General features: G+C 52.3%; 11 protein-coding genes and 1 other RNA gene. 5 read left to right on the top strand and 7 right to left on the bottom strand.

The genetic code is table 11. The annotated features are described in order from the left end of the window. Positions 1-310 precede the first annotated feature (310 nt). The 5 genes from cas2 to GM556_RS07010 form a co-directional block, all read right to left on the bottom strand. Entirely contained in the window at positions 311-640 is a 330-nt protein-coding gene (gene cas2 / locus GM556_RS07030) for a CRISPR-associated endonuclease Cas2 (RefSeq protein ID WP_155579666.1), read from the bottom strand. Continuing rightward, entirely contained in the window at positions 637-1,533 is an 897-nt protein-coding gene (gene cas1 / locus GM556_RS07025) for a type II CRISPR-associated endonuclease Cas1 (RefSeq protein ID WP_155579665.1), read from the bottom strand. Before cas1 ends, cas2 begins: the two co-directional genes overlap by 4 nt. Continuing rightward, entirely contained in the window at positions 1,491-4,646 is a 3,156-nt protein-coding gene (gene cas9 / locus GM556_RS07020; protein ID WP_155579664.1) for a type II CRISPR RNA-guided endonuclease Cas9, read from the bottom strand. Before cas9 ends, cas1 begins: the two co-directional genes overlap by 43 nt. Before the next feature lie 180 nt (positions 4,647-4,826). Further along, positions 4,827-5,738, bottom strand: a complete 912-nt coding sequence (locus GM556_RS07015) for an N-acetylmuramoyl-L-alanine amidase-like domain-containing protein (protein ID WP_196424787.1) — start codon at positions 5,736-5,738, stop codon at positions 4,827-4,829. Continuing rightward, on the bottom strand, positions 5,731-6,750 hold the full coding sequence (locus GM556_RS07010; RefSeq protein ID WP_155573841.1) for an MBL fold metallo-hydrolase: 1,020 nt from the start codon (positions 6,748-6,750) through the stop codon (positions 5,731-5,733). Before GM556_RS07010 ends, GM556_RS07015 begins: the two co-directional genes overlap by 8 nt. Before the next feature lie 149 nt (positions 6,751-6,899). Here GM556_RS07010 and GM556_RS07005 point away from each other — a divergent pair, with 149 nt between their 5' ends. After that, positions 6,900-7,409, top strand: coding sequence for a DUF3465 domain-containing protein (locus GM556_RS07005; RefSeq protein ID WP_196424629.1), 510 nt, complete (start codon positions 6,900-6,902; stop codon positions 7,407-7,409). A gap of 32 nt (positions 7,410-7,441) precedes the next feature. On the opposite strand, the gene clpA is transcribed toward GM556_RS07005, so the two are convergent. Then, complete coding sequence (gene clpA / locus GM556_RS07000; protein WP_155573840.1) at positions 7,442-9,796, bottom strand: ATP-dependent Clp protease ATP-binding subunit ClpA; 2,355 nt, start codon at positions 9,794-9,796, stop codon at positions 7,442-7,444. A 94-nt stretch (positions 9,797-9,890) separates the two neighbouring features. Beyond that, complete coding sequence (gene clpS, locus GM556_RS06995; protein WP_155579662.1) at positions 9,891-10,259, bottom strand: ATP-dependent Clp protease adapter ClpS; 369 nt, start codon at positions 10,257-10,259, stop codon at positions 9,891-9,893. A gap of 327 nt (positions 10,260-10,586) precedes the next feature. On the opposite strand from clpS, the gene GM556_RS06990 reads away from it, so the two are divergent. From GM556_RS06990 to ffs, 4 genes are all read left to right on the top strand, one after another. After that, complete coding sequence (locus tag GM556_RS06990) at positions 10,587-11,582, top strand: D-alanyl-D-alanine carboxypeptidase family protein (RefSeq protein WP_155579661.1); 996 nt, start codon at positions 10,587-10,589, stop codon at positions 11,580-11,582. Between the two features lie 80 nt (positions 11,583-11,662). After that, a complete protein-coding gene (gene map, locus GM556_RS06985; RefSeq protein WP_099027019.1) occupies positions 11,663-12,463 on the top strand; it encodes a type I methionyl aminopeptidase in 801 nt (266 codons plus the stop codon). A 15-nt stretch (positions 12,464-12,478) separates the two neighbouring features. Beyond that, positions 12,479-14,302 carry a gamma-glutamyltransferase gene (gene ggt, locus GM556_RS06980; protein WP_155579660.1) on the top strand — a complete coding sequence of 608 codons (1,824 nt, stop codon included), beginning with the start codon at positions 12,479-12,481 and terminating at the stop codon, positions 14,300-14,302. Between the two features lie 43 nt (positions 14,303-14,345). Next, an RNA gene (gene ffs, locus GM556_RS06975) (signal recognition particle sRNA small type) lies at positions 14,346-14,442 on the top strand. Positions 14,443-14,459 lie beyond the last annotated feature (17 nt).

Here is a 14,459-nt window from a genome sequence, read left to right as displayed (position 1 = left end):
ATAACCTGAAGGTCGTAGGTTCAAATCCTACCCCCGCATCCAATAAATACCATACACAAATCCCAGATAAATCCCTAAACCCACACACCACTAAAACATACCCTTGCCTCTGTGATAAGCTTATCCCGCGGCAATGCAAGTATAAGTTCAAGCCGTGGTTTCCCTACCGATTTGTCTATGGTAGGCTATTGATGAGTTGGGCGGTGATTTGAATATGGCCGTGGTTTCCCTACCGATTTGTCTATGGTAGGCTAGCTAGAACGTAACAGATTGATGTTGCATGATTTTTCGCTGTTTTTATGGCCGAAAATCATAGCAATACCATCTGTTTCGTTCCTACTTTCTCGGTTTTTTTGGCGAGGCCGAGCATAACTTCCATCCGTCCATATTGTTTATCAGTCACTTGCAAAGCCCTTATGCTGCCTTCTCTTGGCAAAGCTGTGCGAACACGGCGTATATGTTTATCAATACTATCTTGCCCACGCCCAACACGAACATAGACGGAGTATTGTAGCATAATAAAGCCATCATCACGCAAAAAATTGCGGAATTGCGTCGCTTGCCGTCGTTGGAGCTTGGTGCGGACGGGGAGGTCAAAAAAAATCATGAGCCACAAGAATCGAGTCTCCTCAGCTTTCATGGATGTTTCCCTAAAGGGGTTGGGAGGCGCAGCAGGGCCGCACTATTATGTTCAAGGGCTTTAATCAAATCCGCTGCGATGGTTTCAGTGGCGGCGAGGATGGTCATGTTGTCTTGCCCAATACGTACGGTTTGGGTGAGTATCCCTGCCATAAAGCGGCGGTCTTCTAGGGTGGCAGTGGCAGTGTCGCCCTCAGGGAGGTAATGGACGACCATATGGTCCACGCTGGGGCGGAAAGGTTCGATGAGGTCATCCACTAAGTTGAAGGCATTGGTGCGGGAGGCATGGTGAAGCCCTAATGAGGGGATAAGCCCTGCGGCAACACAGGCGCGAGCAAGAGCCGCGCGGAGGATGGCATAACCGTAATTAAGTAAGCCGTTGCGTTTATCTGTGCTATCAGCGCGGAGGAAGGTCTGGAATAAGCGGGACCAGTAAAAGCGGGCAGCTTGAGCCTCTATATTCTCTTTATCCCCCGATGTGACCAAGCCAGCCATGCTTTGTAGCTTTTTGGCATCCTTATGAGCGCGGGCAGCTAAGATAGCCGCTTGGTTATTGATTTTTGCCGTTACTAGAGCTTGCCACAGGCGTTTACGGAGCGGTTGGGAGGCCCCAATCTGTAACTGGATGATATCCGCTTGGGCATAATGGCGATGGAATGGAAGCAGCATGCCAGCAGGGTGATGTTTTTCATCAGGGATGATGCAGGCGACCCCCATGGTAGCAAAAGCGGAGAGAAGCGCGCCGGAGATCGTGACTTGTGGTGTATCGAGGACGCAACAGGCAATATCCTCTAGCGGCAGGATGATTGTATCATCATCCTGCATGATAAGGAGCTGCTGGTCCTTGAGCTTTAGTCGGGCTGGGCGGGAGATATGCACGCAACGCCATGCCATGTCCTAGTCTCCTGCTTGATGGGGGATAGCTCGCCAAAGCGGTTGATGGCGTATTTTTGGATGAGGTCCAGCGTTTTGATGCCGATTCCTGTTTGGCAGTCGGTTTTATCGTTAGCATCACATACAGCGATAGAGGCGGTAGAGCGGTTACTCCCTGCAAAATAGCCTTCTATCACCACGCCTTTTTTAAAGAGGCGGATATAGCTGCGTGGGTATAGGCTGAATTGGAATGTGTACTCAGGGCCCATTTCAGGCCATTGCTCCTCTGGTTTACGGATGACTGCGGCATTAGGTGGGGTAGGCCATTGGGTGCGGTTCATAATTTGATGAGGGTAGATGGGGACCATGAACCATTCCGTCTTCCCCTTTTTATTGCGGCGGGTGAAGATGTCTGTGCGCACCATATCGCCACGGTCGGCAATGCCCCCACGGACGGGGACAGCCGGTTTTTTGTTAGTGGCAAGGCGCACTTTGCGTATCTCATGGCCAGCACCGGCTATGTTGCAGGGGGTGCGTGGTGGGGCATCAGCGGGTTTACCAGCCTCAATCCAATGGCGAAGTGCGGTGATAAGCCCCTCATTGCGCTCTGGATCTTTAATTTTGGCAAGGTCAGTTAGTTTGAGGGCTTCAATAGCTTTGCGCTCGTAAATGACAGGGCCGCTTTCCTCCTGCCGGAGTTGCCGGATGGTAGCGGCGTGGCCTTCACCGCGTGCGCGTTGACGCTCCGGCCGTGCAACGCGGATGGTGTGATAGGCTGCCTTTACATCCTCACGGAATGTCTCCCATGGTGGGGGAACATGGCGCAATGGGCGTGGGAGGCCCTGTTGCTCGCACTTTTGGAAGGATTTGGTCAGTTTTTGGATTTCGCCTTCACTCACGGCGGCTACAACGACAGCATCAAGGGCGTGGTGACGGTCATCAGGGAGGCGTTCGCCGTCTATTTTCTTGAGCGATTCAACGCCCCATGCGTGGCGTAGGGCTGCTGTTAAGGCTCCCGGGCGGGTGAAGACACGCCGTTTACCGCCCTTCTCGCCGCGATGGCCAGCGGGGTAGAGCAAGCGAGCGGCTTCTGCCATTAAGCGGGCGGCATAGCGCGTGTCATTAAGGTTACGGCTGCGGAAGCGTTCTTCTGTTTCCTTTCCGCCTTTAAGGAGGAAGTTGCGTTTTTTGATGCCTTTTGTTTCTTTCCGGCTCTCCACAGACGCGGTGAATCTATCCCATTCGTCTTGGCCTTTTATGCCGTGGAGCCATTCATAAGGCGTGCGGTTTTGTTTTTCTTGATTCGCTTTGGCAGAGCATAAGCTTTTATTGCTGTAGCTATCATCCCCAAAGCGTGACCATGGCAGGATGTGATCTATCTGTACGCTATTATCGTCAGAGATAAGCTGGTGGGGGGATATAGGTTCATCCGTATAGCAGCATCGGCCGCCTTGCTCTTTCCACAGACGGTAGCGGAGCAATGTCTCAGAGGGGACGTCTTTGATGGAAAGGAGTTCGCGTATTTCCTCGCGCTCTTTTTCGCGTTTCTTGGTCGTGGCCTCAATATTTTTTTCAATCTCGCGGCGTTTTTCAAGGCTGTTGCCAACATCACGCGCAAGTTCAATGCAGATGGCACCGGGTAAGCCCCAGCGGTTACGCATCGCCCAAAGTTGCTTCATGCCTTCTGTGACGGCCTTTTTGGCAATAGGATTGGTGATGTTGTCCCGTACTTCCTCCATCAAGGCTTTAAACTTGGCTTTTGTATCGATTGTATCATGCTGGCGCAAAGCGGTGGCGGTATGATCATAGCCGACTTTTGTGCAGGCTTTATCGTAGGTTAGCCCTTGCTCCAGATAGGGGATGAGCGCGCGGGCTGCTTTGTCGGAGAGAGATGAGGCCTCTTTAAATTGCGCGAATTTTCCATCCTCCACTGCTTTGCAGAGAAGCGTGTAGGCCTCTTGAGGAAGGCCCTCGATCGTTTTTAATTTTTCGGCGATTGTTTTTGCAAGTTCATGGAAGCTAATGATCCAAGCCGCTTGGTCGAGTATGGCCGGGTAGGGCCGTAACTGTTCCCAAAGAGAATCCCCTAAAACGGAGCGAAACGCCTTTGTACCAGTCAAGCTGCCCCCCGTGCGGCAGGCGATATCCTCTGTCTCATTTGTGGGTAAAATGGTTGTAAAGCGTTGGTCATCGCGTAAAGAGAGAAGTTCACGAAGTCTTGTCACGCTCAATTTGGCTGTTGTCCCAGCTTTCTCATAAGCAAGGCGGAGTTCTTCTGTTGTTAAGCGGCGTTCCTCTGGGCCGTCTGTGAGGCGGAGATTAACAAGGCGACTGAGGAGGCGAAAACGCTCAAAAGAGGGTGAGAAGCGGGAGGAGCGTTTTTCACCGGGTTCAAAAGGGCAATCGCCCACAAGGGTACTGCTATCCTGCATAGGTTTTTGGCGGAAGGCGATGTCTATAAACGCCTTTTCTAGCTCTGGTGTGGCGAAGTGGTTACCGCGGCGTTGTTGTTCTTTAAAGAGGACGGTGACTTCATGGAGGAGATCATCACGGCTCATAGTGCGGTCAAAGAAGCCATCTCGGTTGCGGCGTCTTTGGGTATAGTCTGGGTCGCGGGCGAACATTTGGCCAATAGTGCGATATTGGGCAGAGCGTTCTTTGGTTTTCTCAATCGCGGCAAGCATTTTGCCATCTTCGGCCGAAGCATTGCTTTTGGCGCGTTTAGCGGCGGATTTAAAGCCGCGCCGTTTGGCAATATGGCCTAAAGCAGTGGCGAACTCCTCTGCGGTGAGGGGACGTTCAAGCCCTTGGGCACGCATCTCCCATGGGTCGACTCCGGTGCGGCGTAGCGCATCGGGATGGGCATCGTTGAGTAAGTGATGCTCTGCAAAGAGACGGCGTATCTCGGCCATGCGATTGCGGCGGCGGCGGATGACACGGCGTAACAGGCGGTTTGTGCGTCTAATTTGGTTGGTGGGGGTGCGCTCTTTATCGGTTTCTGGGACGTCGAAGCACCAGCTGCCGAGGGCTTCAATGTAGTTTATTTGTGGCTGTTGATTTAAGACAGCCCACCCGCAAGAGCCAATGCCGAGGTCAATACCAAAGAGGAGGGAGTCTTTAATGGGGGGTGTCATGTAATATCTTCCTTTCATTATTATTGACAGAGTTCAGCATGTTTGTAAAAGGAATCTAGACAAATCGGTTGGGAAACCACGGTAACATGGTTTTTCATGTGTAGGATTACCTCTCCCTATGTATTTAGGGGGAGGGATTCCTTTTTTTATGTCTGGCTACTAGGTAGCAATTACATTCCATTACAAAATAGGTCGGTAGAGGACGATGCCCCGTCTTTCCTTTAGGTAGTCCGCTAGAGGTGTATCGACAACATAGCGATGCTCCGGTAGGGAGGAGGCATTACGAAAGAGTAGTTCGTGTCCTCGCCAAATGGCTAACCCAATATGGAAGACATCTAACCCGGGTAAGGGGCTGTAAATACCAATAACATCACCGCTTTTTATATGCGTTTTTATGGTATGGTGATGTAAATTATCTAATAATGGCTTTGTTGGTAGATAGGTAATTAACCGTTTTTTAAGTGGAATCCCCGGTAGGTAACGGTCTTCTGGTGCCGTATTGGCAGGAGAAGTAGGTGGGAGCTTGAGGTTGAGTGTCTTGGAGATATGCTGGGCATAGGGAAAATGCGGGCTGAGGTCGCGACACAGAATAGGCGTGCCATATAGCCAATCACTATAAAAATGCCGGCGTTCGGTAAAGGTAACATGATGATGACGGTAGCGCGTAGCGATGAGAGCATGGATGAATTGCTCCACTGTGAAGCTGCGGCTAGCGGCGAGGATGATTTCCACAAAGGTCATGCAATTCACCCCTCGCCATGAGAGGATGAGCTCTTCCTGCGTGGTGGCTGAGCCAATGAGTGGCTGGGCGAGATAGGGCGTCCCTTTCATAAATTGGGACATCAGGACGATGCGCTCTTGGCGGGAGCGATGGGGGGCAATAGCAATTAATTGGCTAATTTGTTGGCGGGTTGCTTCCGAGAGGGCTGTAAGGGGTGGCGCATCTGAGGGGGGAATATGGTGGTGGGGCTGAGCGTGACGATGCCTTTGTTTGGCAGATGCTGTCTGGCATAGCCCCAAGCCTCCTACACCTATAGTGGTGAGGAAGGCTCGTCTTTTTATAAGAATGGTACGCGCTTTGTTGTTAGACAAGATAACGCGCGCTTTGTTCTGCCATAAGGAAGTGAATCCCAATATCGTTACCTTCTTGGAGGTCGCGATAAATCTGCTGCGTGGGGCATTCCCCATCGTGGAAGGTTTCTTTCACATGGGTGATGATGACACGCAACCCACGGATATGATGGCGGCCGCCGCAAATATGGCCTAACTCACGCAGTGATGTGAGGAGGTCTTTAGGGCGTAATTGGCCACAAAGTGCATCATCAGGCTGACTATCGGGATAGGTTGCGCCCATAATGATGGTGTTGAGTGTGTTGTTCTGCACTAAGGGGGCGATAGCCTCCCATAATTTATGGAGGTTACGCGGGCCATCAGCTTGGTCGGCTTGTGTATCGCCGAGATAGAGAATTGCCTGCCCTTCATGCTGGATGAGGAAGGCTGTGGATGTTGTGCTGGCATGGCTAAGGGGCCATGCTGTGATGGTTAGGCCTGTTCCTTGTACAATTTGTGCCTGCCCCGGCTCCATATTATGGTAACTATATTTCCCAATGCGGGGTTCTGGCCCTTTATCGCCCATGGCTCCCCATACGCGATTATTAAAAAGATGCTCCGCTAAAATCGCGTTTGTTTGGGAGAGCGCATAAAGCGGCTTTGCCGTATCTTCTGGTGAGGTGAAGACTAACCCGGCGACATGGTCTAAATGGCTATGGCTGATGAGATAAGCCCGCACTGTTTGCTTCAGGACATGGCCAGCCCGGCTGAGGGCAGAGTTGGGCATGATGGGGATGTCATTTAGTACCCCTTTTGCCTCGGCCCGTTTTAGCCCGTTCCCGAGCGTACCAGCATCACATAACACGGCCTCATTCGTCCCAAGAGGGCGGATGAGGTAGGATGAAAGGTTGCCATCAGCAACGCCACTACGAACCCCCAGCGCGATGACCTCAAAAGTAGGGCAAGCCCCTGCGAAGGTAACAGGCGTACCTTGTGAGGCGGGCTGGTTCTTTTGTAGCCGTGTACGAAGGGTCTTTAAATGGTGCAAAGGCATGGTCTTCTCCCTCTTATCAGCAAGGTGCGTGATGGCGTTATAGTCAGCTAGCCTTTATGGTTATCGTAACGGGAAAGTCCCCGTAATGATGAAATCTCCCTTACGATACTCCTGCTATGGCGATGGGGAAAGAGGGGAGGAAAGGAGAGATGATGCGCTTTTCATGGTCAATGATGGTACGAGCGGGCTTATTGGGGCTTTTGGCCAGTGGGGTGGGGTTAGTCCCTGCAAGAGCTGAGACGGCGATAGAGGCTACGATGCCCGCGCAATGTGATAATCAGCGTTTTGTGCAGGATCAGGCCCATTATAATCAGCAATTTGCCCATAAGCAGATTCCTTACGGGCAGCATTTGGACATGCCAGAGCATATTTGTGGGACGGTCGTGCATGTTTATCGAGCGCGCCAAAGCCGCAGCGGGCAGCATGGTTATTTTCTGATGTCTGTAGCGGGGGGGACTCCTTTGCGCATCGTCTCAAATCTTGATGAAATGCGCGCCCCTGCATGGCCATGGGTGAAAGTGGGGGATCATGTCGAGGTTCAAGGGCGGTATTATTATGATGGGCCCAGTCGGCAAGGGTTGGACTGGACCCACCATGGCACAAGCCGCCAGTGGCCATGGCCGGGGTTTGTAAGTGTAAATGGCCAGCGTTACCAATAACGCTTTCCCGTGCCCCGGCAGGCTTTTAGAGCCTAAGCCGGGGTGAGGGTTTTTGTTGGAGTGCCTTTGGCTGATTGGCCTTTTGTTGGGGCGTTAGTAGGAGGTGTAGATGATGTGGCGGCAGAAAGGGTGAAGGTAAGCTCTCCCTCACGCGCACCGATTTTGACACTCCCGCCATTGGCTAAGGTGCCAAAGAGGATTTCTTCCGATAGAGGTTTTTTGATTTTCTCTTGTATTAAGCGGCTAAGTGGGCGAGCCCCATTTGTACGGTCATATCCATGCTCAACAAGCCACGCCTTTGCTGCTGGGGTGAGTTGGAGGGTAATATTTTTAGCCGCTAATAGGTTGCTAAGCTGCTGAACAAACTTCTCTACTACATGGGTGACAACATCCGGGCTGAGCGGTGCAAAGGGGATGATGGCATCTAAGCGGTTGCGGAACTCTGGCGAGAAGAGTCGTTTTATAGCGTCTTCATCATCGCCTGTACGCGCTGTGCGGGCAAAGCCGATAGCCTCTTTGGAGAGGTCACTCGCCCCGGCATTACTGGTCATGATGAGGATAACATTACGGAAATCGACCGTTTTGCCCGTGTTGTCGGTTAATTTCCCATGGTCCATGACCTGCAAGAGAAGGTTAAAGAGGTCTGGATGGGCCTTCTCAATTTCATCAAGCAGTAAGACAGCATGGGGGTTTTGGTCGATGGCACTTGTTAAAAGCCCGCCTTGTTCAAAGCCGACATAACCGGGTGGGGTACCAATTAGCCGGGAAATGGAGTGTGCCTCCATATATTCCGACATATCAAAGCGAATCAGCTTAATATCGAGCGATTTTGCTAATTGCCGTGCGGCTTCTGTTTTGCCGACCCCTGTCGGGCCGGAGAAAAGATAGCTGCCGATGGTTTTTTCCGTATCGCGCAAGCCTGCACGAGACAGCATGACCGCTGAGGAGAGAGCCTCCAGAGCAGGCTCTTGCCCATAAACGGCACGGCGTAGCTCCTCTGGTAAATGGCGCAAGACGGTACGATCATCAGTGGAGAGATGACGGGGAGGGATATGGGCAATACGGGCAATCGTAGCCTCAATATCCTTCACTCCGATTGTACGGCGTTTGCGGCTATTGGGAAGCAGGCGGCAGGCCGCCCCGGCTTCATCAAGGACATCAATGGCTTTGTCGGGGAGCTTACGGTCGTGAATGTACCGCGCAGAGAGTGTTACAGCACTGCGAATGGCGGGGTCGGTAAAGCGGATATCGTGATGGTCCTCATAACGGTCCTTTAATCCACGGAGGATGCGGATTGTATCGGCTTGAGAAGGCTCGGCAACATCAATCTTTTGGAAACGCCGGGTTAAGGCGTGGTCTTTCTCAAAATGCTGGCGATATTCTTGGTAAGTGGTGGAGCCAATGCAATGCAATTTCCCTGCTGCTAAAGCGGGTTTGAGTAGATTAGACGCATCCATAGAGCCATTTGTGGTAGCTCCCGCCCCAACAAGCATGTGGATTTCATCAATAAAGAGCAGATTATTAGGATTTTCCTCTAGCTCATTAATGATAGCTTTGAGGCGTTCTTCAAAATCACCGCGATAGCGTGTCCCAGCGAGTAAGGCTCCGAGGTCTAGGCTATAGAGGCGTGCTTCGGCGAGGATGGCGGGTACTTGTCCGCGTATGATTTTTTGAGCCAAACCCTCGGCAATAGCCGTTTTACCTACACCCGGATCCCCAACCAGGAGGGGGTTATTCTTGGTACGGCGGCAGAGGATTTGGATGACGCGATTAACCTCCTCCTCACGCCCAATAAGAGGGTCGATTTTATTATGGTAGGCGCGCTCATTGAGGTTAGTGCAATATGTGCGCAGGGCTTCTTTGGTGTCCCCTTCTGTGCCGTTTTCAGCAGAGGCGGCGGTGTTTTTGCGTGAGTGCCGTGCCTTTTTGTGGTGATGCTCCTCGTGTTGTGATGAGGCTTGGTTCTCTTGTTGGAGGGCACGAATAGCGTCCAGCCGGGTAAGACCTTGCTGTTGGAGGAAGAAGATGGCATGGCTTTCTTTCTCCGCAAACATAGCGATTAAGATATGTCCGCCTGTCATGGTGGGGTAGCCTGAACTTTGGATATAAACCGCTGCGCGTTGAATCACACGCTGAAATGCTGTTGTCGGTTGGGGGGCGTCCTCTAGGTCGGGGCGAATAACAGCGCGTTGTTCACTAAGGAGGAATCGCTCTAACGCCTGGCGGAGATGGGTGATGTCTGTCTGACATGCTAAGAAGATTATTTCTGCATCAGGATCATCACAAAGAGCGAGGAGGAGATGTTCCAGCGTGATGAATTCATGCTGGTTCTGCCCGGCAATGATGAGGGCGCGCTGAAGCGTCTGTTCGAGTGTGGTTGACAACATAATGCGCTCCTTGTGACACATATCCATGTCAGAATGATGAATTGCGGGACAGAAAGTTATCGAACATCAACCGCAATTAGAGGTGGCAATGCGTTTACGCTTTCTCAAGGGTGCATTGCAGAGGATGTTGGTTTTGCTGGGCTAGGTCCATGACTTGCCCGATTTTGGTTTCAGCAATCTCATAGGTGAAGATGCCACAAACCCCACTACCACGATTATGAACCTCCAGCATAATATGGCGGGCTTCATCAGGTGATTTGGCAAAATAACGCTCTAAGATAAATATAACGAAGTCCATTGGTGTATAATCATCGTTAAGGAGCAGAACTTTATACATAGAGGGATAAGTAAGTTCTGTTTTTTGGTTGGTAAGTGCATCTTCTTGCACTGCACAAACAGGCACGTCTGGGTTGGCATCGTCTATAGGAGGGTGCGATGTTGCTCCGTAGGGCCTGCGCTGCATGGGGTGTCTCCTAATAATTCGCGAGGGCTGGCTATTACTTTAGCAGGAAAAAGTAAGAATCCTATGGGATGATAGCGTACAGCACAGCTGCATTGCATTGGCGCGATTCGTCACAAGGGGCTGTTTGCTAGGTCTTTTAGCGGAGAGAGAGGGGAGATCCTTTATAAGAACGTAACATAGATGTGATGAAGTGCTGGTCAATGATTAAAGAATCTTTAAATGTTGAACATCTGTGTGGAAATTAGCTAGACAGGCTACAAAAGAAGGTTCTAAAAAATGCCTTATTCTGCGTCTCCTGCCCTGTTTCTGTAAGGATAATTTGTCCTGATGCACTCGCTCTTTCGCCGTACTTTGTTATCGTTTGCTGTGGGCTTGGTAACGTTCGCTGGTACAGCGCGAGCGCAGTTTGCAGGCCATGTGTCTTCCATTGTCCTAAATGCGCGGACAGGAGCTGTGCTTTCGGAGGAAGATGCGGATCTTCAGCGTTATCCCGCATCTCTTACAAAAATGATGACATTATATCTCACCTTCCAAGCGTTGGAGCGTGGGACCATTACGTTGGATGATGAGATGCCTGTCTCCATCCATGCCTCTGTACAAGCACCTTCCAAATTAGGGCTAAGGCCGGGTACGCATCTTACAGTGGAGCAAGCGATTCTCGCTTTGGTGACAAAGTCCGCTAATGATGCCGCTTGTGTGCTGGGCGAGTATCTTGGTAGTGGGGATGAAACACGCTTTGCGGCGCATATGACCTTCCAAGCGCGTCGTTTGGGGATGGCCCATACGACCTTCCGCAATGCGTCTGGTTTGCCAGACCCTGATCAAGTGACGACAGCACGGGATTTAGGCGTGCTTGCTCGCTCTCTGTTGCGGGATTATCCGCAATATTATCATTATTTCGGTGTGCGGCAATTTGCTTTCCGCCGTCATATGATTCCAAATCATGACCCGCTTTTGGGTGTGTATCAGGGGGCGGATGGCTTCAAGACAGGCTATACCGATCTTGCTGGCCATAATCTTGTAAGCTCCGCCCAACAAGGGGAGACGCGCTTAATCGCTGTTGAGATGGGGGCTTCTAGCAATACTAGCCGTAATGAGACGATGATTTCTTTGTTGAATGATGGCTTCTCCAAAGCGGGTCAGACGCCGTTGCCTCTCCTCCAGAAGCCGGGGGCTTATGCTGTGGCATGGCGTGGGGAGCATCGTGCTGTGCGCGGTCGGCATTTGCATCGTGATGTTATGTTAGTAAGTTATCATGCTCATGCAGCCTCGCGCGGGTTGCATCATGCGTGGGCCTCCCATCGTGGGCATCATCGCTCCTAATCTCGTGGTGATGAGGATGATTGCCAGAGGGGTGCATGGGTAAGGGGCTTTTTAAGTAAGTATAAGGACTATCAAACGGTATGGCTTCTCAAGATGGGCGTAATATCCAGCATTATACGGCAGAGGATTTTAAGCACCTCAAAGCGGCGGGGCAGTTAGCCGCGGCAACGCTGGATATGATTACCGAGCATGTCCGCCCCGGTATTACAACGGGTGAGTTGGATAAAATCATCCATGATTATACGTTAGCTCATGGGGCCACACCGGCTCCTTTGAATTATCATGGCTTTCCTAAGTCATGCTGTATTTCGCTGAACCATGTTGTCTGTCATGGCATCCCTGGTGAGCGGCGTTTGCAGGAAGGTGATGTACTTAATATTGATGTCACTTCCATCTTAAACGGGTGGTATGGTGATACATCGCGCATGTATGTGGTGGGCAAGCCCCCGCGCAAAGCAGAGAAATTGATCGACTTGACCTATCAAGCCCTTATGCTGGGGATAGAGCAGGTCCGCCCCGGTGCAACGCTGGGGGATATTGGTTATGCCATTCAAAGCTTTGCGGAGAAGCATCGCCTTGGTGTCGTGCGGGATTTTTGTGGGCATGGCATTGGGCGTAGTTTCCATGAAGCCCCGAGTGTTCTCCATTACGGGCGGCCCGGTCAGGGCACGGTTTTGGAGGCAGGTATGGTCTTCACCATTGAGCCTATGTTGAATCTCGGTAAGCCGGATGTGAAAGTCCTCGCTGATGAATGGACAGCTGTGACGCGGGATCGCTCTTTATCCGCTCAATTTGAGCATCAGCTTGGTGTGACAGAAGATGGGTACGAGATTTTTACTCTCTCACCGCGTGGTTACACAAAGCCGCCTTACGCTGTTTAAGGGGGTAGAGGGGGTATGATGGCGTGGCGTAAGAGAGCAATGCGGCTGGTTATCGGGGCATTGTGCGTTGGCATGGTGCCTTTTTGCCAAGCAGAGCCGCTTAGTGCCGACCATGACCCCCTTGCTTATGGGCCAGATACAGCCCGCCCCGGCCTTTTGGTTAGAGGGGAGCGGGGGATGGTGGTCTCCGCTCAGCATTTAGCCTCAGAGGCAGGAGCGCGTATTTTGCGTGAAGGCGGTAATGCAGCAGATGCGGCGGTGGCTGTTGGTTATGCGTTAGCCGTCGTTTATCCCGCAGCGGGAAATCTGGGTGGGGGTGGGTTTATGACCCTTCGCCCCTCGCATGGCCCAGCTGTGTTTATCGACTTCCGCGAACATGCCCCTTTGCGGGCACAGCCTGATATGTATGTAGATGCTGCAGGGCATGTGAAGCCGGGCCTCTCTACCATTGGTTGGCAAGCTGTGGCGGTACCGGGGACGGTTGCCGGGTTGGAGGCTGTGCGTAAACGCTGGGGGCGGTTAAGCCGTGCGCAGGATATGGCCCCAGCCATTGCTCTCGCACGAGATGGCTTTGTGCTGGAGGAAGGCGATGTGGAGCTTTTGCATACATCGACAGATTATTTCCGCCAAGATGAGTATGCGCGCAGTATTTTCCTTCGCCCTGATGGGTCAGAGCTTGCTGTAGGGGACCGGCTTATCCAGCCCGGTTTAGCGCGCTCTTTAGCGTTAATTGCTCAACAAGGTGACCGCGCATTTTATCACGGACCGATTGCGGCGGAGATTTTGCGTGTGGCTCGCTTAGGGGGTGGCTTGCTTACAGAGGCGGACTTCCACGCCTATAAGCCGCGTTTTATGGAGCCCATACGGTGTGCTTATCGGGGCTATCAGATTGAGACTGCCCCGCCCCCAAGTGGGGGTGGTGTTGCGCTATGTGAGATTCTGAACATCCTCTCTGGCTATAATATGACCCAGTTGGGGTTACATAGCGCGCAAGCTGTGCGTTACGAGATTGAGGCGATGCGCCATGCTTATTCTGACAGGCGTGACCTTGGCGACCCCGCTTTTGTGCAAAATCCGGTCTCTTATTTAACAGACCCCGCCTATGCGGCACAGATTCGCGCAGCTTTACCAGCGCATCATGCTATTTCATCCGATGCTTTGTTTGTCGGTCAGCCCGGCCCTAGCCATGTGGCCCATGCTGGGGTGGAGCCAGCGGAGGAGAAGCATGAGACAACGCATTTCTCCACTATTGATGCCCAAGGTATGGCGGTCTCCACAACCTATACGCTCAATGGTTGGTTTGGGGCTGGCGTTATGGGCGGGCGGACCGGCATTTGGATGAATGATGAGATGGATGATTTTTCCATCAAGCCTGGTGAGCCGAATATGTTTGGCCTTGTTGGGTCTGCGGCTAATGCGATTGCCCCGGGTAAGACGCCTCTTTCCTCCATGTCGCCTACGATTATTAGCCGTGAGGGCAAGGTGGTTATGGTCACTGGTAGCCCCGGCGGGTCGCGTATTCCGACCATTGTGCTTTCAAGCTTATTGGGGGTGGTGGATTACGGGTTGGATTTGGCCCAAGCGGTTGATCTCCCACGCCTGCATGAGCAATGGAAGCCAGATAGTGTGGAGATGGAGAGCGGCGCGCTTAGCCCCGAGGTGCAAAAGACGTTGGAGCATATGGGGTATCATTTCATCGCGCATCGCCCATGGGGGATTACAGAGGCAATTCTGGTGGGTGGGCCACGTTTGGGTATGCAGCCTTCTGCTAAGGCGGTCGGGCCGTTTTACGGGGTGGCGGACCCGCGCCATCCCGGTGGTGGGGCTGTCGCTCCGTAAAGGGCTTGCCATCCCCCCCACCTTTCATGCTAGAAGCCGCGTGGGAGATCGGCCCTGGGCGGTTGACTTGCGAACCCGGTCAGGCCCGGAAGGGAGCAGCCGTAGTGAGATCGTATCGGGTCGGGTGTCCGGTCTTCCACCTGTTAGGCTTTGGAGG

The sequence above is a fragment of the Bombella sp. ESL0378 genome (assembly GCF_009725845.1).
Lineage (GTDB): Bacteria > Pseudomonadota > Alphaproteobacteria > Acetobacterales > Acetobacteraceae > Bombella > Bombella pollinis.
Note: the sequence above shows the minus strand (reverse complement) of the source record. Positions and strands in the feature narration are given on the sequence as shown.

Coding starts and splice junctions, on each gene's coding strand:
- cas2 (WP_155579666.1), bottom strand. CDS start 640: ATGAAAGCTGAGGAGACTCGATTCTTGTGGCTCATGATTTTTTTTGAC.
- cas1 (WP_155579665.1), bottom strand. CDS start 1,533: ATGGCATGGCGTTGCGTGCATATCTCCCGCCCAGCCCGACTAAAGCTC.
- cas9 (WP_155579664.1), bottom strand. CDS start 4,646: ATGACACCCCCCATTAAAGACTCCCTCCTCTTTGGTATTGACCTCGGC.
- GM556_RS07010 (WP_155573841.1), bottom strand. CDS start 6,750: ATGCCTTTGCACCATTTAAAGACCCTTCGTACACGGCTACAAAAGAAC.
- GM556_RS07005 (WP_196424629.1), top strand. CDS start 6,900: ATGATGCGCTTTTCATGGTCAATGATGGTACGAGCGGGCTTATTGGGG.
- clpA (WP_155573840.1), bottom strand. CDS start 9,796: ATGTTGTCAACCACACTCGAACAGACGCTTCAGCGCGCCCTCATCATT.
- clpS (WP_155579662.1), bottom strand. CDS start 10,259: ATGCAGCGCAGGCCCTACGGAGCAACATCGCACCCTCCTATAGACGAT.
- GM556_RS06990 (WP_155579661.1), top strand. CDS start 10,587: ATGCACTCGCTCTTTCGCCGTACTTTGTTATCGTTTGCTGTGGGCTTG.
- map (WP_099027019.1), top strand. CDS start 11,663: ATGGCTTCTCAAGATGGGCGTAATATCCAGCATTATACGGCAGAGGAT.
- ggt (WP_155579660.1), top strand. CDS start 12,479: ATGATGGCGTGGCGTAAGAGAGCAATGCGGCTGGTTATCGGGGCATTG.